25 protein-coding genes are annotated in these 20,283 nt (G+C 63.5%); 13 read left to right on the forward strand and 12 right to left on the reverse strand.

Annotated elements, in window-relative coordinates:
* The first annotated feature begins 32 nt into the window (after positions 1-32).
* Genes rph through hemW form a run of 4 tightly spaced genes read left to right on the forward strand, consistent with a single transcriptional unit; the run spans position 33 to position 2,876 of the window.
* The gene (gene rph, locus GV832_RS04285) at positions 33-746 is read left to right on the forward strand and encodes a ribonuclease PH (protein ID WP_168773597.1); all 714 of its coding nucleotides are present in this window, start codon (positions 33-35) and stop codon (positions 744-746) included.
* Positions 743-1,348 carry a non-canonical purine NTP pyrophosphatase gene (locus tag GV832_RS04290; protein WP_168773598.1) on the forward strand — a complete coding sequence of 202 codons (606 nt, stop codon included), beginning with the start codon at positions 743-745 and terminating at the stop codon, positions 1,346-1,348. The genes rph and GV832_RS04290 overlap by 4 nt, the downstream gene beginning before the upstream one ends.
* Complete coding sequence (locus GV832_RS04295; protein WP_168773599.1) at positions 1,345-1,719, forward strand: RidA family protein; 375 nt, start codon at positions 1,345-1,347, stop codon at positions 1,717-1,719. The genes GV832_RS04290 and GV832_RS04295 overlap by 4 nt, the downstream gene beginning before the upstream one ends.
* Positions 1,716-2,876, forward strand: coding sequence for a radical SAM family heme chaperone HemW (gene hemW / locus GV832_RS04300; protein ID WP_168773600.1), 1,161 nt, complete (start codon positions 1,716-1,718; stop codon positions 2,874-2,876). Before GV832_RS04295 ends, hemW begins: the two co-directional genes overlap by 4 nt.
* Position 2,877: 1 nt before the next feature.
* Here hemW and GV832_RS04305 read toward each other — a convergent pair whose 3' ends face one another.
* The 7 genes from GV832_RS04305 to hemJ all read right to left on the reverse strand — a co-directional run bounded on the left by GV832_RS04305 (position 2,878) and on the right by hemJ (position 10,239).
* A complete protein-coding gene (locus GV832_RS04305) occupies positions 2,878-3,771 on the reverse strand; it encodes a ParB/RepB/Spo0J family partition protein (protein WP_168773601.1) in 894 nt (297 codons plus the stop codon).
* A 15-nt stretch (positions 3,772-3,786) separates the two neighbouring features.
* A complete protein-coding gene (locus GV832_RS04310; protein WP_168773602.1) occupies positions 3,787-4,608 on the reverse strand; it encodes a ParA family protein in 822 nt (273 codons plus the stop codon).
* Positions 4,601-5,227 (reverse strand): 16S rRNA (guanine(527)-N(7))-methyltransferase RsmG, encoded by a 627-nt coding sequence (gene rsmG / locus GV832_RS04315; RefSeq protein ID WP_168773603.1) that lies wholly within the window; start codon positions 5,225-5,227, stop codon positions 4,601-4,603. The genes GV832_RS04310 and rsmG overlap by 8 nt, the downstream gene beginning before the upstream one ends.
* Positions 5,220-7,085: a tRNA uridine-5-carboxymethylaminomethyl(34) synthesis enzyme MnmG gene (gene mnmG, locus GV832_RS04320; RefSeq protein ID WP_168773604.1), complete on the reverse strand. Its 1,866-nt coding sequence runs from the start codon at positions 7,083-7,085 to the stop codon at positions 5,220-5,222. Before mnmG ends, rsmG begins: the two co-directional genes overlap by 8 nt.
* 12 nt (positions 7,086-7,097) lie before the next feature.
* Positions 7,098-8,360 (reverse strand): tRNA uridine-5-carboxymethylaminomethyl(34) synthesis GTPase MnmE, encoded by a 1,263-nt coding sequence (mnmE, locus tag GV832_RS04325; protein ID WP_227754216.1) that lies wholly within the window; start codon positions 8,358-8,360, stop codon positions 7,098-7,100.
* Between the two features lie 4 nt (positions 8,361-8,364).
* Positions 8,365-9,636 carry a transcription termination factor Rho gene (gene rho, locus GV832_RS04330; RefSeq protein ID WP_168773605.1) on the reverse strand — a complete coding sequence of 424 codons (1,272 nt, stop codon included), beginning with the start codon at positions 9,634-9,636 and terminating at the stop codon, positions 8,365-8,367.
* A gap of 153 nt (positions 9,637-9,789) precedes the next feature.
* Positions 9,790-10,239: a protoporphyrinogen oxidase HemJ gene (gene hemJ / locus GV832_RS04335; RefSeq protein WP_168773706.1), complete on the reverse strand. Its 450-nt coding sequence runs from the start codon at positions 10,237-10,239 to the stop codon at positions 9,790-9,792.
* A 402-nt stretch (positions 10,240-10,641) separates the two neighbouring features.
* On the opposite strand from hemJ, the gene GV832_RS04340 reads away from it, so the two are divergent.
* Genes GV832_RS04340 through dnaQ form a run of 4 tightly spaced genes read left to right on the forward strand, consistent with a single transcriptional unit; the run spans position 10,642 to position 13,328 of the window.
* The gene (locus GV832_RS04340) at positions 10,642-11,232 is read left to right on the forward strand and encodes a Maf family protein (protein WP_168773606.1); all 591 of its coding nucleotides are present in this window, start codon (positions 10,642-10,644) and stop codon (positions 11,230-11,232) included.
* Positions 11,229-12,065: a shikimate dehydrogenase gene (locus tag GV832_RS04345; protein ID WP_168773607.1), complete on the forward strand. Its 837-nt coding sequence runs from the start codon at positions 11,229-11,231 to the stop codon at positions 12,063-12,065. Before GV832_RS04340 ends, GV832_RS04345 begins: the two co-directional genes overlap by 4 nt.
* Positions 12,062-12,646, forward strand: a complete 585-nt coding sequence (coaE, locus tag GV832_RS04350) for a dephospho-CoA kinase (protein ID WP_168773608.1) — start codon at positions 12,062-12,064, stop codon at positions 12,644-12,646. The genes GV832_RS04345 and coaE overlap by 4 nt, the downstream gene beginning before the upstream one ends.
* Positions 12,639-13,328, forward strand: coding sequence for a DNA polymerase III subunit epsilon (gene dnaQ / locus GV832_RS04355; protein ID WP_168773609.1), 690 nt, complete (start codon positions 12,639-12,641; stop codon positions 13,326-13,328). The genes coaE and dnaQ overlap by 8 nt, the downstream gene beginning before the upstream one ends.
* 40 nt (positions 13,329-13,368) lie before the next feature.
* Here dnaQ and secB read toward each other — a convergent pair whose 3' ends face one another.
* Entirely contained in the window at positions 13,369-13,851 is a 483-nt protein-coding gene (gene secB, locus GV832_RS04360; RefSeq protein ID WP_168773610.1) for a protein-export chaperone SecB, read from the reverse strand.
* A 38-nt stretch (positions 13,852-13,889) separates the two neighbouring features.
* A complete protein-coding gene (locus GV832_RS04365) occupies positions 13,890-14,330 on the reverse strand; it encodes an FxsA family protein (RefSeq protein WP_168773611.1) in 441 nt (146 codons plus the stop codon).
* 103 nt (positions 14,331-14,433) lie between these two features.
* Here GV832_RS04365 and GV832_RS04370 point away from each other — a divergent pair, with 103 nt between their 5' ends.
* Genes GV832_RS04370 through GV832_RS04380 form a run of 3 tightly spaced genes read left to right on the forward strand, consistent with a single transcriptional unit; the run spans position 14,434 to position 16,701 of the window.
* On the forward strand, positions 14,434-15,078 hold the full coding sequence (locus GV832_RS04370) for a Tim44/TimA family putative adaptor protein (protein ID WP_168773612.1): 645 nt from the start codon (positions 14,434-14,436) through the stop codon (positions 15,076-15,078).
* 4 nt (positions 15,079-15,082) lie between these two features.
* Positions 15,083-16,099: a murein transglycosylase A gene (gene mltA, locus GV832_RS04375; RefSeq protein WP_168773613.1), complete on the forward strand. Its 1,017-nt coding sequence runs from the start codon at positions 15,083-15,085 to the stop codon at positions 16,097-16,099.
* A complete protein-coding gene (locus GV832_RS04380) occupies positions 16,096-16,701 on the forward strand; it encodes a Smr/MutS family protein (protein ID WP_168773614.1) in 606 nt (201 codons plus the stop codon). The genes mltA and GV832_RS04380 overlap by 4 nt, the downstream gene beginning before the upstream one ends.
* Here GV832_RS04380 and GV832_RS04385 read toward each other — a convergent pair whose 3' ends face one another.
* A complete protein-coding gene (locus GV832_RS04385; protein ID WP_168773615.1) occupies positions 16,702-17,757 on the reverse strand; it encodes an alpha/beta hydrolase in 1,056 nt (351 codons plus the stop codon).
* Positions 17,747-19,027: an ATP-dependent protease ATPase subunit HslU gene (gene hslU, locus GV832_RS04390; protein WP_168773616.1), complete on the reverse strand. Its 1,281-nt coding sequence runs from the start codon at positions 19,025-19,027 to the stop codon at positions 17,747-17,749. The genes GV832_RS04385 and hslU overlap by 11 nt, the downstream gene beginning before the upstream one ends.
* Positions 19,028-19,204: 177 nt before the next feature.
* Here hslU and GV832_RS04395 point away from each other — a divergent pair, with 177 nt between their 5' ends.
* Both GV832_RS04395 and GV832_RS22295 read left to right on the forward strand, forming a co-directional pair.
* Positions 19,205-19,486, forward strand: a complete 282-nt coding sequence (locus tag GV832_RS04395; protein WP_168773617.1) for a BrnT family toxin — start codon at positions 19,205-19,207, stop codon at positions 19,484-19,486.
* Positions 19,434-19,724 carry a BrnA antitoxin family protein gene (locus tag GV832_RS22295; RefSeq protein ID WP_168773618.1) on the forward strand — a complete coding sequence of 97 codons (291 nt, stop codon included), beginning with the start codon at positions 19,434-19,436 and terminating at the stop codon, positions 19,722-19,724. Before GV832_RS04395 ends, GV832_RS22295 begins: the two co-directional genes overlap by 53 nt.
* Here the strand turns inward: GV832_RS22295 and hslV are convergent.
* Positions 19,714-20,259, reverse strand: coding sequence for an ATP-dependent protease subunit HslV (hslV, locus tag GV832_RS04405; RefSeq protein WP_168773619.1), 546 nt, complete (start codon positions 20,257-20,259; stop codon positions 19,714-19,716). The genes GV832_RS22295 and hslV overlap by 11 nt on opposite strands.
* Positions 20,260-20,283 lie beyond the last annotated feature (24 nt).

The raw sequence follows: 20,283 nt of genomic DNA on the forward strand, positions 1-20,283 counted from the left end.
ATTGGCCTGTGGATAAGGATGAAAGGTGCGGCATGCGACCCTCGGGACGGAAACTGGATGAGATGCGGGCTGTGGTGATCGAGCCCCATGTGATGAAGCATGCGGAGGGCTCTTGCCTGATCAAGATGGGGAACACGCATGTGCTGTGTTCGGCCTCGATCGAGGACAAGCCGCCGAGTTTCCTGAAGGGGACGGGCCTGGGCTGGGTGACGGCGGAATATGGCATGCTGCCGCGCGCGACGAATTCGCGGACGCGGCGCGAGGCGGCGGCGGGCAAGCAGTCGGGGCGGACGCAGGAGATTCAGCGGCTGATCGGGCGTGCGCTTCGCGCGGGCGTGGATCGCTCGGCCCTGGGGGAGCGGCAGATCGTCATCGACTGCGACGTGATCCAGGCGGATGGGGGGACGCGTTGCGCCTCGATCACCGGGGGTTGGGTGGCTTTGCGTCTGGCGGTGAATGGGCTGTTGAAGGCCGGGACCATCGTCAGCGATCCGATGCTGGATCATGTCGCGGCGGTCTCTTGCGGGATTTATGCGGGCCAGGCGGTGCTTGACCTGGATTACCCGGAGGATTCGGTCGCGGGGACGGATGGGAACTTTGTTCTGACCGGGCGCGGGCGGATGATCGAGCTGCAGATGTCGGCGGAGGGGGCGACCTTTTCGCGCGGTGAGATGGGGGAGCTTCTGGACCTGGCGGAGAAGGGCATCGCGGAGCTGGTGGCCGCGCAGAAGGCGGCCCTGGCATGAAGATCGCGCGGGGCAGCCGGCTTCTGGTGGCCACGGGGAACAAGGGGAAGCTGGCGGAGTTTCAGGCTCTGTTGGCGCCTTTTGACGTGGAAATCCTCGGGCTGAAGGACTTTGGCCTGGGGGAACCGGAAGAGACGGAGCGGAGCTTCGCGGGGAATGCTTTGGTGAAGGCGAAGGCGGGGGCCAAGGGCTCTGGCCTCGTCACCCTGGCGGATGACTCGGGGCTGGAAGTGGCGGCCTTGGGCGGGGCTCCGGGGATTTACACGGCGGATTGGGCGGAAGGGGCGCGGGGGCGCGACTTCGTTCGGGCGATGCGCAAGACCTGGGGGATGCTGGAGGCGGTGGGGCCGGGGCCCTTTGCAGCGTCATTTTGCTGCACTTTGGCCATTGTAGAGCCTTCTGGGGCGGAGAAAGTGGTCTCTGGTCGAGCCGAGGGGCAGATCGTCTGGCCGATGCGGGGGACGCTTGGGCATGGCTATGACCCGATCTTTCAGCCGATGGGGGAGAGCCGGACCTTTGGCGAGATCGGCGAAGTCGAGAAGAACCGCATCAGCCATCGGGCGGATGCTTTCCGTAAGCTGGTAGAGGAGTGTTTCACGTGAAACAAATTTCGACGGGATCGCCCTTCGAGGCGGCCATGGGCTACAGCCGCGCCGTGGTCAAGGGCGGCTGGTGCTTCGTTTCCGGCGTCACGGGCTATGACTACAAGACCATGACCATGCCGGAGGGGATCGCCGCCCAAGCCGAGAACTGCTTCGACACCATCGACGGCGTGCTGGCCGAGGCCGGGTTTCGCCAAGAAGACATCGTGAGGGTTCAATATACCGTGGTCGATGCGGCCCTGGTTCCGGAATTGACTCCGGTCTTGGGACGGCACTTGGGCGCAATTCGTCCTGCAGCAACCATGGTCATTGCGGGGCTGATCCGACCGGAAATGCTGGTCGAGATCGAAGTGACGGCCTACAAGGGATGACCGACGATTGGCGGAACGGCGGATTCGGGCTCTATCTGCACTGGCCCTTCTGTCAGTCGAAGTGTCCCTATTGCGATTTCAACAGCCATGTTGCCGACCGGATCGACCAGAAGCGCTGGGAGGCGGCCTATCTGTCAGAGATTGATCGGATCGGCGCCGAAACTGAGGGACGCGTGCTATCGACCGTGTTCTTTGGTGGTGGGACTCCTTCACTGATGCAGGGCGATTTGGTCCATGCGATCCTGGATCGCGTTCGACAGACCTGGACCCAGTCGAATGATCTTGAAGTGACGATGGAGGCCAATCCGGGCTCCGTCGAGGCGGGGCGCTTTGCCGATTATGCTGCGGCCGGCGTGAACCGGGTATCGATTGGGTTCCAGGCCCTGCGAGACGAGGACCTCCGACGTCTGGGCCGGATGCACTCCGTCGCCGAAGCGGGCCGGGCACTGGATGTGGCGCGGAAGAGCTTCGAACGGATCAGCTTCGACTTGATCTATGCGCGTCAGGACCAGGGCAAGGAGGCCTGGCGGACAGAGTTGATGGAGGCGCTGGCCATGGAGCCGGATCACTTGTCGCTCTATCAACTGACCATCGAGGATGGAACCGTCTTTGCGGAACGCAGCCGCAAGGGTCTCTTGCGGGGCTTGCCGGACGAGGACCTCTCGGTCGACTTGTTCGAATTGACCCAGGACCTCTGCGAAGCGGCCGGCCTGCCCGCCTATGAAGTCTCGAACCATGCGAGACCGGGCCAGGAGGCACGGCACAACCTGATCTACTGGCGCTTGGGAGACTACGCTGGCATCGGACCGGGTGCCCATGGTCGATTGACGCTCAAGGGTCAACGCTGGGCCACCGAAGCGCCGCGCGCCCCTGGTGCCTGGCTGGATCAGGTCGAGCGGCAAGCGATGGGAGAGCTGGCCCGCGAACCCTCTTCTCCGGAAGATCACGTCACCGAGTACCTGCTGAACGCACTGCGCCTGTCCGAGGGCGCGGAGCTGAGCAGGTTTGCGGCCCTTGGCGGAAGGCCCATGCGCGAAGATCGCCTCGCCAGTCTTGTAGAGGGTGAGTTCCTGATCCGCGTCGAAGATCGGATCAGGACGACCCGGAAGGGCCGGATGGTCCTGAATGCGATCCTGCGCGAGCTGTTGCTGGACTAGATTACAGCCGGTCCATCATTTCTTTTCGGTCAATCCGGGACAGGACATCGCAAAGCAGATCCAGCTCATCCAGCGTGCGGAACGAGATCGTGACCGTACCGCCATCGATCCCGCGAAAATCGATCTTCACGCCCATCCCGAGGTTTGCGCTGATGTCCGCTTCGATTGCCCGGGTGTCGGCATCCTTCTCACTGTCCCGCGCAACCCTGGCCTTGGTGGGTTGTGTCGGCTTTCGCACCAGATCTTCCACCTGGCGGACGGAGAGTCCGCGTTGCACCGTCTGGATGGCCAACTTGACCGGGTCGGCGGAGGTGATCAACGCACGCGCATGTCCCGCAGAGAGCTCTCCCTTGCGCATCATGGCCTGAACGGGCTCCGGCAGCGTCAAGAGACGGATGGAATTCGCAATGTGGCTGCGGCTGCGCGAGAGGGCCTCGGCCAGCTTTTCCTGGGTATGACCGAAGCGCTCCATCAACTGACGATAGGCAAGCGCCTCTTCGACCGGGTTAAGGTCCTCGCGCTGGATATTCTCGATGATCGCTATTTCAAGAACTTCGACATCCGAAAAATCCCGGATGACGACGGGCACGCTGTGCAGCTCGGCAAGTTGGGCAGCGCGCCAGCGGCGCTCCCCCGCCACGATCTCATAGTGATCAGCTTTGCTTGAGCTCCGAACGATCAGCGGCTGGATGACCCCCTTTTGCCGGATGGACTGCGCGAGCTGCTCAAGCGCCTCGGGCGTAAAGGTCTTGCGGGGCTGGTCCGGATTGGGATGCAGCCGATCGACCGGCACGGACATCTCCGCCTTGACCGGACGCGCCGGTTCCGGACCATTGGATAGATTTGCATCTGCAAGAAGAGCCGAAAGACCCCGACCCAAGCCACGTTTTTCCATCTTCTTCTCCTTGCCTCAGTTCGCAACGCCCCTGGCCGCCAGCGGATGGCGCATCAGGAACTCGATGGCGAGGTTGCGATAGGCCTCGCTGCCCCGCGATTGCGGATCATACTGGAGGATCGCCTGGGCGAAAGAGGGGGCTTCGCTGAGGCGGACATTTCTTGGAATCACGGTGCGGAAAACCAGGTCGCCGAGGGTCTGGCGGGCGTCCGCCTCGACAAGCTGACTGAGACGGTTCCGGGCGTCCGACATGGTCATGAGCACTCCTTCGATCCGAAGTGCCGGATTGGCCGCACTGCGCACCTTGCGGATCGTCATCATCAACTGAGAGAGGCCCTCGAGGGCGAAGAACTCCGCCTGAAGAGGGATCAGAACGGAGTGGGCGGCAACCAGGGCGTTGATCGTCAGCAGGCTGAGCGACGGCGGACAGTCGATCAAGAGAAAATCGTAGTCCAACTCTCCATCGCCACTGTGGCGCAAGGCGTCGTGCAGAAGGAAACTGCGCTTTTCGTTGGCCACGAGGTCAATGTCCGCCGATGACAGGTCCGAGTTGGCGGGGACGATGTCAAGGTCCGGAATGGAGGTGGTGCGAATGATATCCCGGAGCGAGACATCTTCGACGAGAAGGTCATAAGAGGTCTTCTTGCGGCTCTCGGGAGCGACGCCAAGCCCAGTCGATGCATTGCCCTGGGGATCAAGGTCGACGAGCAGCACCCGCGCTCCCGATTCCACAAGGGCGGCTGCGAGATTGATGGCTGTCGTCGTCTTGCCGACACCTCCCTTCTGATTGGCAATCGCGAGGATCATCGGCTGACGTTCGCGGGTAAAATCAGACATGACGGAGGTTTTCAATCAAGAGGACTTTGGCTTGGGGGTCGGTCTGGCTCTGCTCAATCGTCAAGTCAAAGGTCCATACTGCCCGTGCCTTTTCGATTTCTTCGGTGGCCCGAATGCCCTTCGGAAGAACGGCCCGCCCGCCCGCAATGAGGTGGCGCGAGACCAAGGGAAGCAGATCCACCAAGGGCGCAAGAGCTCGCGCAGAGACACAATCGGCACTCATGGGTGTCAGGACCTCGGCGCGCTGGGTGTGAATCTCAACCGGGCACTGAAGTTCAATCGCCGCCTTCCGCAGGAAGGCCGCCTTGCGTTGATCGGACTCCACGAGGTGCAGGGTCCGGCCTGGGTCCCGCTCTTGTGCGATGATCGCAAGGATGATGCCGGGGAAGCCGCCACCACTGCCCAAGTCAACCCATTTCGAGCCCGGTCGCGCGAGACGATAGAGCTGGGCGCTGTCCAGAATGTGTCGGTTCCACATCTCCTGGACCGTTGCGGGGCTGACAAGATTGATGCGCTGGGTCCATTGACGCACCAGCGACTCAAAGATCTCAAGCCTCTCGATTGTTTCACGTGAAACGTTCAGCCATGCCGGATTGCGTTCAAGATTTCCCTCAACCATGAGCTGCTCTTGCCTTCTCCGCCTTGCGACAATGTGCCAGGACGAGGATCAGGGCTGCCGGCGTCATGCCTTCGATACCCTCGGCGTCTCGAAGACTCGCCGGGCGCAGCCGATCCAGCTTTGTTGCGAGTTCAGTGGAGAGGCCTGGCAGGGCACGGTAGTCGATCTCCCCCGGGATCGGCGTATCGGCATGGCGGGTCAAGCCGGCGGCATCGTTCTCCTGGCGGTCCAGATACTGCGCGTAGAGCGCATCGCACCAGACTTGGTCACGAATGGCCGGGTCCACACTTTCAGCCTGGGGCGCGAGGGCGTAGATTTTATCCCAAGTCACGTCGGGATAGGAAAGAACCTCCAGCAGGCTCCGCCTGGATCCATCCTTGCCCGCCGCAAGACCGGCGGCCCGCATCTCCGCCGGAAGGACCTTGATCTCCTCCAGGTTGAGCCGCAGAGCGTTGACGGCCGACATCTTCGCAGAAAAGGCTGCGCGCCTGCTCTCCTTTACGAGGCCCGCCGCAAATCCCTTCTCCGTCAGTCGCTGATCCGCATTATCCGCGCGCAGGTGAAGGCGAAACTCTGCCCGTGAGGTGAACATGCGGTAAGGCTCCGTGACCCCGCGCGCCCTGAGATCGTCGAGCATGACCCCGATGTAGCTGTCCCGACGGGTGAATCGCAGTCTCTCGCGGCCCAAAACCTGTGCGGCGGCCGATGAGCCAGCGACCAGCCCCTGCGCGGCGGCCTCCTCGTAACCGGTCGTTCCATTGATCTGGCCTGCAAAATAGAGACCGGGCACAGCCGTTTCCAGACCAGGGCTCAGAGCTTGCGGGTCGAAATAGTCGTATTCGATGGCATAGCCGGGCTGAATGATCCGAACAACTTCGAGACCGCGGATACTGCGGATATAGGCCTCCTGAACTTCAGCAGGGAGGGAGGACGAGATGCCATTTGGATAGACCGTATCATCGTCCAGCCCCTCAGGTTCCAGAAAAATCTGGTGCTCGCTCTTGTCGGCAAAACGCACCACCTTGTCTTCGATCGACGGGCAGTAACGCGGCCCAACCCCTTCGATGTGACCCCCATACATCGCGGAAAGCGACAAATTGCGACGCACGATGTCATGCGTCCGCTCATTGGTATGGGTGATCCCGCAGGAAATCTGGCGCACTTTTGGCGATCGATTGGCAAAGGACATCATCACCGGCGCATCATCACCGGGTTGCGCATCGAGAATCGACCAGTTGATCGTCCGACCGTCCAGACGAGCGGGCGTGCCCGTCTTCAGACGACCCCGCGCAAAGTCGTATGACCTCAGACGTTCGCCCAGACGGATGGAAGCAGTATCCCCCTCGCGGCCACCGGAACGACGAACATCACCGATGTGGATGACACCGTTCAGGAATGTGCCGGCCGTCAGGACAACGGCGCCGGCCGACAGGCGATCCCCGGAAGCAAGATCCACGCCACCGATGCGACCCGCCTCTTCGACCAGGTCGACAACTTCACCCTCTATGAGCTCCAGGCCCTGTTGTTGCTCCAACAACCGCAGGATCGCTTCGCGGTACAGCTTCCGATCAGCCTGAACCCGCGGACCTTGGACGGCCGGCCCCTTCCGGCGGTTCAGCAAGCGGTACTGGATCCCTGCCTCATCCGCAGCAAGACCCATGATCCCGTCCAGGGCATCGATTTCGCGCACAAGGTGCCCCTTGCCCAGGCCACCGATGGCAGGATTGCACGACATGACGCCGATACGATCCCGCCGCATCGACACCAGGGCCACCCGGGCCCCCATTCGTGCCGCAGCAGCAGCCGCTTCCGCGCCTGCATGCCCGCCACCAACCACGATCACATCGAAATGTTTCACGTGAAACACTCCTCACTTGCCAATACAAAAGCTGGAGAAGATCTCGTCCAGCAGGTTTTCTACATCCACGCGGCCCACCAGGACATCCAGCGCTCTTCCGGCTTGCCGCAGATCCTCGGCGATCAGTTCAGCCCCCGCCACCCTTACCCGATTCTCGGCGATTTCCAAAGCCCCCAACGCCGCTTCCATCGCATGACGGTGCCGCGCCCGCGTCATGACTCCCGCAGCCGCAACGCGTTCCTCAAGTGCGGCCCTGATCTGGCCAATCAGGTCATCTACCCCCTGCCCTGTCAGGCCCGAGATACCTTCGCCCCGCAAATCCCCCTTGCCCAGGACAACGATATCTCCCGCCCGAGGCGCCATCATCAGGGCCTCCCCCGGCTCCGCCAGCAGGAACACGCGCAAATCGGCCCGATCCGCCCGCTCCAGGGCTCGAGCCACCCCAATCGCCTCGACCCTGTCCATGGTCTCCCGCAGCCCCGCCGTATCCAGAAGCGTCACGGCCAGACCGCCCAGGTCCATCCGCACCTCAATCACATCCCGCGTCGTCCCGGCAACGTCCGAGGTGATCGCCGCCTCCCGCCCCGCCAAGGCGTTCAGCAGCGTCGACTTCCCCGCATTCGGAGCACCGAGTATCGCCACCTCAAACCCATCCCGGACGCGCTCCGCCACGACAGAGCCAGCAATCTCCGCACTCAGCTCTTCACGCAACGACTCAATCAATTCAAGCACTTCCGGCGTCACATCCACCGGCACATCTTCATCGGCAAAGTCTATGGTCGCCTCGATCAGCGCCGCCGCCCGGATCAGCTTTGCCCGCCAGCCTTCGGCACGCATCCCGATCGCCCCCGAAAACACCCGCAACGCCTGCCGCCGCTGAGCCTCCGTCTCCGCCTCGACCAGGTCGGCCAGCCCCTCGACCTGCGCCAAGTCCAGCCGCCCATTTTCCAGCGCCCGCCGGGTGAATTCGCCCGCCTCGGCCGGCCGCAGCCCCAACTCCAGCAACGCCCCGGACACCGCCCGGATCACCGCCACGGAGCCGTGGACCTGCAGTTCCACGACCTCTTCCCCGGTAAAACTCGCCCCTTCCGAAAACCGCAGCACCAGCGCCTCGTCGAGGACCTCTCCCCAGACCAGCCGCCGCAGACCACGCAGCATGGGCACATCGCACAGCTGCCCAACGGCCGCCACGGCCATCGGCCCCGAGACACGAAACACCGCCACACCCGCTTTGCCCCGCGCCGAGGCCAGGGCAAAGATCGTGTCGCCCATCATGCCCTCAAGCGTTCATCGAATCGAAGAATTCGCCGTTCGTCTTGGTCTGCTTCAGCTTGCCCAAAAGGAACTCGATGGCATCCGTCGTCCCCATCGGGTTCAGGATGCGGCGCAGCACATAGGTCTTCTGCAGATCGGTCTTCTCGACCAGCAGATCCTCTTTCCGCGTGCCCGACTTGGTGATGTCGATGGCCGGGAAGACCCGCTTGTCCGCCACCTTGCGGTCCAGCACGATCTCCGAGTTGCCCGTGCCCTTGAACTCTTCGAAGATCACTTCGTCCATCCGCGAACCAGTATCGATCAGGGCCGTCGCGATGATCGTCAGCGAGCCGCCCTCTTCAATATTCCGCGCCGCACCAAAGAACCGCTTCGGCCGCTGGAGCGCATTGGCATCCACGCCCCCGGTCAGAACCTTGCCGCTTGACGGCACGACCGTGTTGAAGGCCCGCCCCAGGCGCGTGATCGAATCCAGCAAGATCACCACGTCCCGCTTGTGCTCGACCAGGCGCTTGGCCTTCTCGATCACCATCTCCGCCACCGCCACATGCCGCGTCGCCGGTTCGTCGAAGGTCGAGGACACGACCTCCCCCTTCACCGAGCGCTGCATATCGGTCACTTCCTCGGGTCGCTCGTCGATCAAGAGCACGATCAGGTAGCACTCCGGGTGGTTCACCGCGATGGAGTTCGCAATATTCTGCAAAAGCACGGTCTTGCCCGTTCGCGGCGGCGCCACGATCAAGGCCCGCTGCCCCTTGCCGATCGGGCAAACCAGGTCGATGATCCGCGCCGAACGATCCTTGATCGTCGGATCCTCGACCTCCATCTTCAACCGCTCGTCCGGGTAAAGCGGCGTCAGGTTGTCGAACAGAACCTTGTGCCGCGCCTTCTCCGGATCGTCGAAGTTGATCTTGGTGACCTTGGTCAGCGAGAAATACCGCTCGCCATCCCGAGGCGCCGCGATCACGCCCTCGATCGTATCGCCGGTGCGCAGTGAAAACTGCCGCAGGATCTCCGGGCCGACATAGATGTCATCGGGACCGGGCAGATAGTTGGCAGAAGTCGACCGCAGGAACCCAAACCCGTCCTGGAGCACTTCCAGAACCCCGTCCCCGCCGATCTCCCAGCCCTCTTCCGCATGCTCTTTCAGGATCGAGAACATCATCTCGCCCTTGCGCATCGAGGGTGCGTTTTCAATCTCCCACTCTTCCGCCATGGCCAGCAATTCCGCCGGAGTCTTGGCTTTCAGGTCAGAGAGATTCAGATGTTCGACGGTCATGCACAAAACCCCAAAGGCCGGGAGCCCCCAGCCTGTCGCGTGTCAGATATGGAAAAGCGGGATGGCCGGACGGCCGCGCTGAGGCTCATTTAAGCGCAGCCCGCCCCAAAGTCAACGATTCCGGGGGTGGCTGCGCTTCAGCGCACCTCTCCCTCAGAACTTCACGATCACCGAGGCCACGATGACCAGCATCAACAAGGTCGGCACCTCGTTCATGATCCGGTACTGCCGCCCCGTCAAAAGGTTGCGCCCATTGGCAAAGTCCTTGCGCCGCGCGCCCATCCATTCATGGAAGCCCGTCATGGCCAGAACCGAGAAGGCCTTGGCCCAGGGCCAGGCCATCGACCAATCTACAATCCCCGGTGTGAAGACCAGGCAAAGCCCGAAAACCCAGGTCGCGATCATCGCAGGCTGCATGATGGCCCGAAAGAGCCGCCGCTCCATGGTCTGGAACATGTCGTCCGTCTCTGTCCCCGCCTTCACCTGCTCGACGTGATAGACGAAAAGCCGAGGCAGGTAGAACAGCCCCGCCATCCAGGCGATGACGCTGACCACATGGAGGGTCTTGATCCAGAAGTACCAGTCGCCCAGGACATCGCTCATGGCTTCGAACATCGATCCATCCTTCTCTTTATAAAGAAGATAGAGAAAGGATGATGATAGTAATAGCCCCTGTGGGTAACGGGATTGCCCAAATCACCCACGTTCTTTTCCACAGGAAGAACCCTGTGGAAGACTCAGCGCCATCTGCTCCAATCTTCCCTGTCAATTCCTTAAGATTCCCTTAACGTCCAGCGCGTTGAGGGCCCGACTTCTCCCCGGACTCTTCTCCCCAAATTCCCGTCGCCTCGGCCATCCCCAGCCCGGGCCGAAACTCCTGCACATGGGGAAAGTGCCTTTTCGTTCACGGCCCCGCTTGCCTCGGTTTTCGCGGTTGGCTGCTATCCCCCCTTTCCTTGGCCGGAACAAAGCGGCATTTTGCAAGGACTTACCCACAGGTGCCCCATGCTGCTGCTAGCCTCGCAAAGTGAAATCCGCCTGACGCTTCTGCGCAATGCAGGCCTCGCTGTCGAAGCCCATCCGGCCCGCATCGACGAGGAAGCCCTGCGCGAAAGCCTTCAGGCCGAGGGCGCCACGCCCCGCGACGTGGCCGATGCGCTGGCCGAGGCCAAGGCCTTGAAACTGGCGACAAAACACCCCGGCAGCCTTGTCCTCGGCTGCGACCAGGTCCTGGCGCTTGGGCCCAGGATCTTCGCCAAGCCCGGCAGTCCGCAGGAAGCCCGCGTTCAACTGGATGAACTCAGCGGCAAGACCCACCAGCTCCTCTCCGCGCTTGTGCTGTATCACGATATGAAGCCGATCTGGCGGCATGTCGGCGTCGCGCGCCTGACCATGGTCACGCCAACCCCGGACTGGCTGGAGGGCTATGTCGCCCGCAACTGGCCCGCGATTTCGCATTCCGTCGGGGCTTATCAACTGGAATCCGAGGGCGTGCGGCTTTTCAGCCAGATCGAAGGCGACTACTTTACCATCCTGGGCCTGCCGCTTCTGCCCCTGTTGAACTACCTGTCCCTGCGAGGTTTCATCCCATCGTGACCGAGTTGCCCCGAATTCCACTGGCTGGCGTCATCGGCCATCCCATCGCGCACAGCCGCTCTCCGGCGCTGCATGGTCATTGGCTGCGACGTTATGGGATCAAGGGGCATTACATTCCCATGGACATCGCCCCCCAGGACCTGGCCGAGGCGCTGAAGATGCTGCCGCGCCTGGGCTTCGTCGGGATCAACGTGACGATCCCGCACAAGGAGAAAGTCCTGGCGCTGGCCGATGTGGTCACCGATCGCGCGGCCCTGATCGGTGCGGCCAATACCTTGATTTTCCGCAAGGATGGCAAGGTCCATGCCGATAACACCGATGGCGCGGGCTTCATGGCCAACCTGCGCCAATATGCGCCGCATTGGGCCCCCAATGCCCCGGTGGCGCTCTTTGGTGCCGGTGGTGCGGCCCGGGCCGTGATCGCCGCGCTGATCGAGGTGGGCGTCCCGGAAATCCGCATCGCCAACCGCACCCGGCTGCGGGCCGAGCAACTGCGCTCCGACTTCGGTGCCAAGCTGGTGGTGCATGATTGGGTCCATGCCGGTGAGATGCTGCGGGGCGCGGGCCTGGTCATCAACTCGACGTCGCTGGGCATGACCGGCAAGCCCGACCTGCGCCTGCCGCTTGAGGAGCTGGAGCGGGGGGCGGTGGCCACAGATCTCGTCTATACGCCGCTGATGACGCAATTCCTGATCGAGGCGCAAGAGCGCGGCGCCCATGTCGTCGATGGGCTGGGGATGCTGCTGCACCAGGCCGCTCCGGGCTTCGAGCGCTGGTTCGGCAAGCGCCCCGAGGTCGATGAGGCGCTGCGTGACGCGGTTCTGAAAGCATGACCTTCCGGCTGGGTCTGACGGGCTCCATCGGTATGGGCAAATCCACCACGGCGGGCTTCTTCGCCGATTCCGGAATCCTGGTCTGGGATGCCGATGCCGCCGTGCATCGCCTCTACGCCCCCGGAGGCGCCGCCGTTGCCCCCCTGCGTGCGCTTTTTCCCCAGGTTGCACCGGATGGCATCGACCGCGCCGCCTTGCGCGCGCTGATCGCCCAAGACCCTGCCGCCCTGGCGCAGATCGAGGCCCTGGTCCATCCCCTGGTCTCGCAGGATCGTGCGGCTTTCCTTGCTGAAACCGTCACTGATATAGCGGTTTTCGATATTCCGCTCCTCTTCGAGAAGGGCACCCAGGCCGAGATGGATGCCACCCTTCTCGTCACCGCACCCGCCGACCTGCAACGCCACAGGGTCCTCGCGCGCGGCACGATGACGGAAGAGCAGTTCGACCTGATCCGTGCCCGCCAGATGCCGGACGCCGAAAAGCGCGCCCTCGCCACCCATATCGTCGAAACGCTCGACCTGGCCTCGACCCGCGCCTATGTTCAGGCCCTGATCGCCCATATCCGAGGCCGCCATGCGTGAAATCGTTCTCGACACCGAAACCACCGGCTTCGAACCCTCGGAAGGTCATCGCATCGTCGAAATCGGCGCGGTCGAGCTTTTGAACCACATGCCCACGGGCCGGACCTATCACCAATATATCAACCCCGAACGTGCCATGCCGAAAGAGGCCTTCGAGGTCCATGGTCTGGGCGACGACTTCCTGCGCGACAAGCCGGTCTTTCGCAGCGTGGCCCGCGATTTCCTGGCCTTCATCGGCGATGCGCAACTGATCATCCACAACGCCAGCTTCGACATGAAGTTCCTGAACGCCGAACTTCAGGCGGTTGGCCTGCCGCTTTTGCCGATGACCCAGGCCACCGACACCGTGGCCATGGCGCGCAAGAAGTTCCCGGGCTCTCCGGCCTCCTTGGACGCGCTCTGCCGCCGCTTCGGCGTCGACAACTCGGGCCGCGAAAAGCACGGCGCGCTGTTGGACAGCGAGCTTCTGGCCGAAGTCTACCTGGAGCTGATCGGTGGCCGTCAACCGGACTTTGCCCTGGCTGCCACGACCACCCAGACCGGGCCGCGCACCACGCAAAGCACCCGGGCCGCGCCGCGACCGACCCCCCTGCCCTCGCGCCTGACCGACGCGGAGCTGGAGGCTCACAAGGCCTTTACCGCCAAGCTGGGCGAGGCCTCGATCTGGGCGAAACGGCAATGAAAAGCCCCGCGTTTCACGTGAAACGCGGGGATGGAAGCGCTTAGTTGGCCACGGCCTGGGCAGCAGCCTGACGACGGGCGATCTCTTGGCGATACAAGGCCAGGAAATCCACGTTGTCGATGTTCAGGGGCGGGAAGCCGCCGTCATGCGTCACATCCGAGATGATCCGGCGGATATAGGGGAACATCAGGCGCGGGCATTCGATCAAGAGGAAGGGGTGCAGCTGCTCTTGCGGCACGCCCTCGATCAGGAAGATGCCGCCGTAATCCAGCTCGCACAGGAACAGCGTGTCGCCGTTGACCTTGTTCACCGAGGTGACCTTGAACTTGGCGTTCACCTCGAAGGTATTGGGCTGGCTGCGGGCCTTGGCGTCGAGGTTGACGCCCACCTGCACCTCGGGCTGCATCTCGGTGCCGGTCAGCCCCTTCAGCGCCACGTTATTCTCAAAGGACAGGTCGCGGATGAACTGCGCCAGAACCTGCATTTTCACTTGCGGCTGAGCCGCACCATTTTCCTCGGCCATATGACCCTCCAAAATCCTGCAACAGGTCTAGCAGGGCATCACGGCTTGGTCCATCCCGAAGGCTTCTCAAGCCGTGAGGCTTCGATCTCGATGGCCTCGCCGTCGATGATGTCGTCCTGCGCCGCCTGGAAACCCGAGGTGCGGAGCGGAAAACGCTGCCTGATCCGGGCGATGATCACTTCGCGGATCGCGGGGATCAGCAGGCAAAGGCCAATGAGGTCGGTCAGGAAGCCCGGCAGGATCAGAAGCACCCCGGCCAACCCGCGCAGGATGCTGTGCGCGAGCGGCCCCGCGACATCCTCGACCCTGATCACCTTGGACCGGCCGGCGGGCATCGCCCCCCGGATCATCAGGACGCCCAGCACGCCCGAGCCCAGGACCACGCCCCAGGTCGCCCAAACCCCGATGGCCCCGCCGATCACGACGAAAAGCCCGATTTCCACCAGAGACCAGGCCAGAAGCCCCAAGATCACGCGCATTTTTCCCATCCCGCAAAAAGCTGTGGCGCCAAAGGTGGACTTGGGGCCCACCAGTCCTTACATATGCATCTCAATCGGCCTTCGCCATAGGTATGGGTTCCACATGACGACCGTCTCGATCCAGCTTCTCGTCCTCGCGGGCATCGCTGTCTTCCTGATCATCAAGTTGCGCTCGGTGCTGGGCACCCGCGACGGCTTTGAACCCACGGCCACCACGCCGGTCGCGCGGTCCATGGCCGAGACCGTGGTTGACGGCAGCCTGGACGAGGATATCTCGGACCACGCCCCCGACGGGGCCAGCCGCTCCGCCCTGGCCGCGATGAAGGGCGTCGAGCCCTCGTTCAACGTGACCGAGTTCCTGAAGGGCGCGCGCGGCGCCTATGAGATGATCCTCATGGCCTATGACAAGGCCGAGATCGACCGCATCCGCCCCTTCATCGGCCCCGAGGTCGAGGCGGGCTTCGACGCCTCCGTCGCCGACCGCATGGCGCGCGGGCTGACCGTGACCTCCTCCTTCATGGGCATCCGCGAGCTGGCGATGACCGAGGCCACCTTCGACCGCGCCAGCAAGCGCGCCGAAATCTCGATCCGCTTCACCGGAGAGGTGATCCGCGCGGTGAAGGATGCCGAGGGCAAGGTGATCGAGGGCAATGCCACGGCGATCCAGCGCCAGCGCGAGGTTTGGGCCTTTGCGCGGACCATGGGGGCGGGCGATCCGAACTGGCAACTCGTCGCCATCAGCGACTGAGGCCATGCGTGTCTCGCTTGCGGCTTTCTTCCTCTGGCTGGGGTCGCTGATGGCGGCCCCGGCGCAAGTGCTTGATTTCGCCGAGCTTCCCGATTGGGACGCCGACAACCACCTGGAAGCCTTCGAGACATTCCTGAAAACCTGTGACATGCTGGATCAGCCCGACTGGGCGCCGATCTGCAAGCTGGCCGCCACGGTGGACCCAAACCCAACGGCGGCGCGCGACTTCTTCGAACTGCTGTTCCGGCCGGTGCTTTTGGGTCATCCGCCGGCTCTGTTCACCGGCTATTACGAGCCGGTGCTTCAGGGCTCCCCGGTGCGGACGGCGCGGTTTCAATGGCCGATCTACCGCCGCCCGCCCGAGCTGCGCGACGGCATGACCTGGTATGACCGCGCGACTATCGAAAGCGGCATCCTGAGGGGGCGCGGGCTGGAGATCGCCTGGCTCGACGACCCGGTCGATGTGTTTTTCCTGCATATCCAAGGCTCTGGCCGGATCCAGATGCCGGATGGCACGATGTTGCGGGTGGGTTATGCCGGGCGCAACGGCCATGCCTACCGCTCCATCGGCTCGGTCCTGGTGGCGCGGGGGGCCCTGTCGCAGCACAACCTTTCGGCGCAAAGCATCGCGGCCTGGGTTCGCGCCAATCCCCAGGCCGGGGCGCAGGTCTTGAACCAGAACCCGTCCTATATCTTCTTCCGCAAGCTCGGCCTGACCGACGACCAAGGCCCCATCGGCGCCATGGGCCGGTCGATCACCGCCATGCGCTCGGTCGCCGTGGACCCCGCCTTCGTCCCTCTGGGCACCCCGGTCTGGATCGAGAAATCCGGCGCCGACCCCCTGAACCGCCTGATGATCGCCCAGGACACCGGAGGCGCCATCAAGGGCGCCCAACGCGCCGATATCTTCTTCGGCTCGGGTCACGCGGCGGGCCTCGCCGCGGGCACGGTCAAGGACGGCGGGCGGCTGGTCATGCTCCTCCCCATCGACCGCGCCTTCGCGCTTGCACCCGACGAATGAAGCGCCGCGCCCTCTCTGACGACGAAAAGGACCTCTGGTCCCAGGTCGCCCGCACGATCCAGCGGGCCGAGACCCATATCCGCGCCGAGAAGATGGCGAAGATCTTCGCCCCAAAGACCAAGCCCCTGCCCGAGCCGATCCAGCCCCGCGCGCCGAAGACCCTCTTCGAGGCCTTCCGCCTGGGCGAAAAGGCCAAGCCCGCCAAGCCCAAACCCTGGGAGCCCCTGACCCCGGCCGAACACCTCGCCCAGGCGCCCGTCCAGATGGATGCCAAGAAGCATTCCCAGATGACGCGCGGCAAGCTCGACCCCGAGGCGCGGATCGACCTGCATGGCATGACGCTCGCCGAGGCCCATCCCGAGCTGATCCGCTTCATCCTCAACGCCCAGACGGCGGGGCTGCGGCTGGTGCTGGTGATCACCGGCAAGGGCAAGCAGGGGCCGGACCACGGCCCGATCCCGCAGCGCATGGGCGTGTTGCGCCACCAGGTCCCGCATTGGCTGCACATGGCGCCCCTTGGCCCCGCCGTGCTGCAAGTGCGCGAGGCGCATCTGAAACACGGCGGCGGCGGCGCCTATTACGTCTATCTTCGGAAACGCTGACTACTGGATGACCGGCCGCAGGATCACCTGCGTCACATTCCGCACCGACAGCACCACCATGGGCAAAAGCCCCGCCGAGGCTCCGTCGCTTTCCACCAGCGCCTGGACCGCCCCCGTCTGGTTCAAAAGCGAGATCAGCGCGGGCGAGTTGCCCAGGTTGAAATGCCCATCCCCGGCATTGAAGGCGCCGATATCGACCAGCGTCACCTTCAGATCCGCGACCTCCGAGACGTCCTGAAGGTTCCCCAGCCGCGCCCTTTCGCCGCTGATCAGGCCCGACAGCCGCAAGGCCTTGTCCTTTTGCGAGGTGAAGATGATGAAGGGCTGCGGCAGGCGCCCGATCCGCTCGGCCAGGCTGCGGAAGACATCGACATCCAGGTCCGGCGAGATCAGCATCACCCCGCTCACCCGGTCCAGCGTCGCGCGGTCCCCCGCGATGGAGAGCTGCCGCAGGACCTCGACCGCGATCGAGGTGCCCATCGAATGCGCCACGATGACGATGCGCCTGGCCCCGGCCTGTCGCAGCTCTTGCAAGAGGCTCTCCAACCCATCCCGGGCAAAAAGCGCGGAATCGCGGTCATAGGCATAGCCCGCCACCGTCCCGCGTGAGGGCCAGGAATAGCTGACCAGGGTCGCCGGGATCTTGAAGTCATGCCCGAGCTGGGTCATGCGATACAGCCCCTCGGCGAAGTTGGTGTTATAGCCATGGACAAAGACCATGGCCTCGCCATTCGACCGCGCCAAGGCCGCCGCCAGATCGCCGCGAAAGGCCGAACCGCTGTCATAGTGACGCTTTCCGGTCACCACGAAGTCCTTCAACGGGTCCTGACCGTAGGTGATCTCTCCCGGCAAATGCTCGGGCGGGACCGCCACGTCATAGCGCGCCAGCCCCAGGGTGCCGCTGCGGTCGAAGCTGGTCGGATCGCCATTCGCATCGAAGCTGCGCGTCGTGCCGACATAGATCGCCCGGCTGGGGGAAGGAGAGGGCGAGAACCCGAGCTCGCCCCTTGGCGTGCACGAGGCCAGAACCAGGATGAGGAGGAGCCTATAGAACATAGCGGCTGATATCCGTAGACCGGGCGAGCGCGCCGATATGTGTCTCGACAAAGGCGGAATCGACGGTAATTTCCTCGCCCGAGCGGTCGGGTGCGCTGAAACTGATCTCTTCGAAGACCCGCTCCATCACCGTGTAAAGCCTGCGGGCGCCGATGTTCTCGACGCTGCGGTTGACCTCGGCCGCAATCGAGGCCAGGGCCGCGATGCCGCTTTCGGTGAAGGTCACCGTCACATCCTCGGTCGCCAGCAGCGCTTTGTACTGCCGTGTCAGAGCGTTCTCCGTCTCGGTCAGGATGCGGACGAAATCGCCCTCGGTCAGGGGTTGCAGCTCCACCCTTATCGGCAGACGCCCCTGAAGCTCCGGCAAAAGGTCCGAGGGTTTGGCGATGTGAAAGGCTCCGGAGGCGATGAACAGGATATGATCGGTCTTCACAGGCCCATGCTTGGTCGAAACCGTCGTCCCCTCGATCAAGGGCAGCAGGTCGCGCTGCACCCCCTCGCGCGAGACATCCGCCCCCCGCCGCTCCGCCCCGGCGCAGATCTTGTCGATCTCGTCCAGGAAGACGATCCCGCCATTCTGCACCGCATCCAAGGCGGCGGCCTTCACCGCCTCGTCATCCAGGAGCTTGTCGGCCTCCTGCCCCAGCAGGAGGTCGTAACTGTCCGCCACCCTGACCTTCTTCCGCTTGGTCCGCCCGCCAAAGGCCTTGAAGAGGTCCTGAAGCCCCTGCATCTGCTCCGCCCCCGGCATCATGACCGGAGCGGCTTCTTCGACCTCGACCTCGATTTCCTTGTCGTCGAGCTCGCCCCGCCGCAGTTTCCCCCGGAACATCTCGCGGGTCTGCTCGCGCGCCTCCTTGCCGGCGAGCGCCTCGATCACACGCTCCTCCGCTGCCGCCTGGGCCCGGGCGCGCACCTCATCCCGCATCCGGGCGCGCGTGTCGACGATGGCCACATCGACCAGGTCGCGGATGATGCTGTCGACATCGCGGCCGACATAGCCCACTTCGGTGAACTTCGTCGCCTCGACCTTCAGAAACGGAGCCTTCGCCAACCGCGCCAACCTGCGGGCAATCTCGGTCTTGCCCACCCCGGTCGGCCCGATCATCAGGATGTTCTTGGGATAGACCTCATCGCGCAGATCATCCCCCAGCCGCTTACGCCGCCACCGGTTGCGCAAAGCCACCGCGACGGCTCGCTTGGCCGCCGCCTGGCCGATGATGAAACGGTCCAATTCGCTGACAATCTCGCGCGGGGTCAGGTCGGTCATGGGTCACCTCCAGAGGTCCAGATGTAAGGGGCAGAGGAGGAAAGGCCAAGGGCGAGATTTGTATTGACGTGGTGTATATACAAGTGATAGCCTTTCGCATAACCCAAGAGCTGGGAGTACCAGCGATAAAAAAGGAGGCAGGAATGACAGGCGCAGGAAGGTTAAAGGAACCTATCAATGTTCGAATGGGACGAAACCAAGCGCCTCAAGGCGCTTGAGAAGCACGGGATCGACTTTCGTGACGCTGCCGAAATCTTTTTGGGCCCCTATCTCGAAGTGGCCGCACGCAGCGAGGTCGAAGAACGCCGATACGCCATCGCACCTTTGGGAGGCCGGATCATCTGTGTGGTCTTTACGATGCGCGGCGACACGATCCGGATCATAACCGCCAGGGCGGCCAGGACAAATGAACGAGAACACTATCAAGCGCTATACGATCGAGGAGATCCGCAAGGCTAAGGGCCAGACAGATTGGGATCGTCTTGCCACGGCCCCCGATCCCGGCCCTGATCCCGACGACATCGAGGTCGACTGGGCCACGGCTCGCATCGTCACGCCGGAGCCGAAGCAGGCCTTGTCGATCCGTCTCGACAAGGACCTGATCGACTTCTTCAAAGACCAGGGCAAGGGCTATCAGACCCGGATCAACGCGGTCCTGCGGGCCTATATGGAGGCGCAGAAAGGCCTCAGGCGCTGATCCGCTCCACGGTCAGGTTGCCATTGGTATAGACGCAGATATCCGCCGCAATCGCCATGGCCTTGCGCGCCACGGCCTCGGCCGGCAGGTCGCTGTCCATCAAGGCCCGCGCCGCCGCGAGCGCGTAATTCCCGCCCGAGCCGATGGCGGCCACGTCATTCTCCGGCTCCAGCACGTCGCCCGCCCCGGTCAGGACGTAAAGCCCCTCCCCATCGGTCACGATCAGCATGGCCTCCAGGTTCCGCAAGTACTTGTCCATTCGCCAGTCCTTGGCGAGCTCGACGCAGGCCCGCGCCAAGGGGACGGAGCCTTCGAGCTTCTTCTCCAGCCGTTCCAAGAGCGTAAAGGCATCCGCCGTCGATCCCGCAAAGCCGCAGACCACGCCCGACCCGATCCGCCGCACCTTGCGCGCCGTGCCCTTGATCACCGTCTGGCCCAAGCTCACCTGGCCATCGCCCGCCACCACGACCTCACCCCCCTTGCGCACCGCAAGGATCGTCGTGCCATGCCACCCGGGAAACTTGTCGTCTGCCATATTGCCGCCTCCTGCTATGACTTC

This window comes from Stagnihabitans tardus, from assembly GCF_009925085.1.
GTDB lineage: Bacteria > Pseudomonadota > Alphaproteobacteria > Rhodobacterales > Rhodobacteraceae > Stagnihabitans > Stagnihabitans tardus.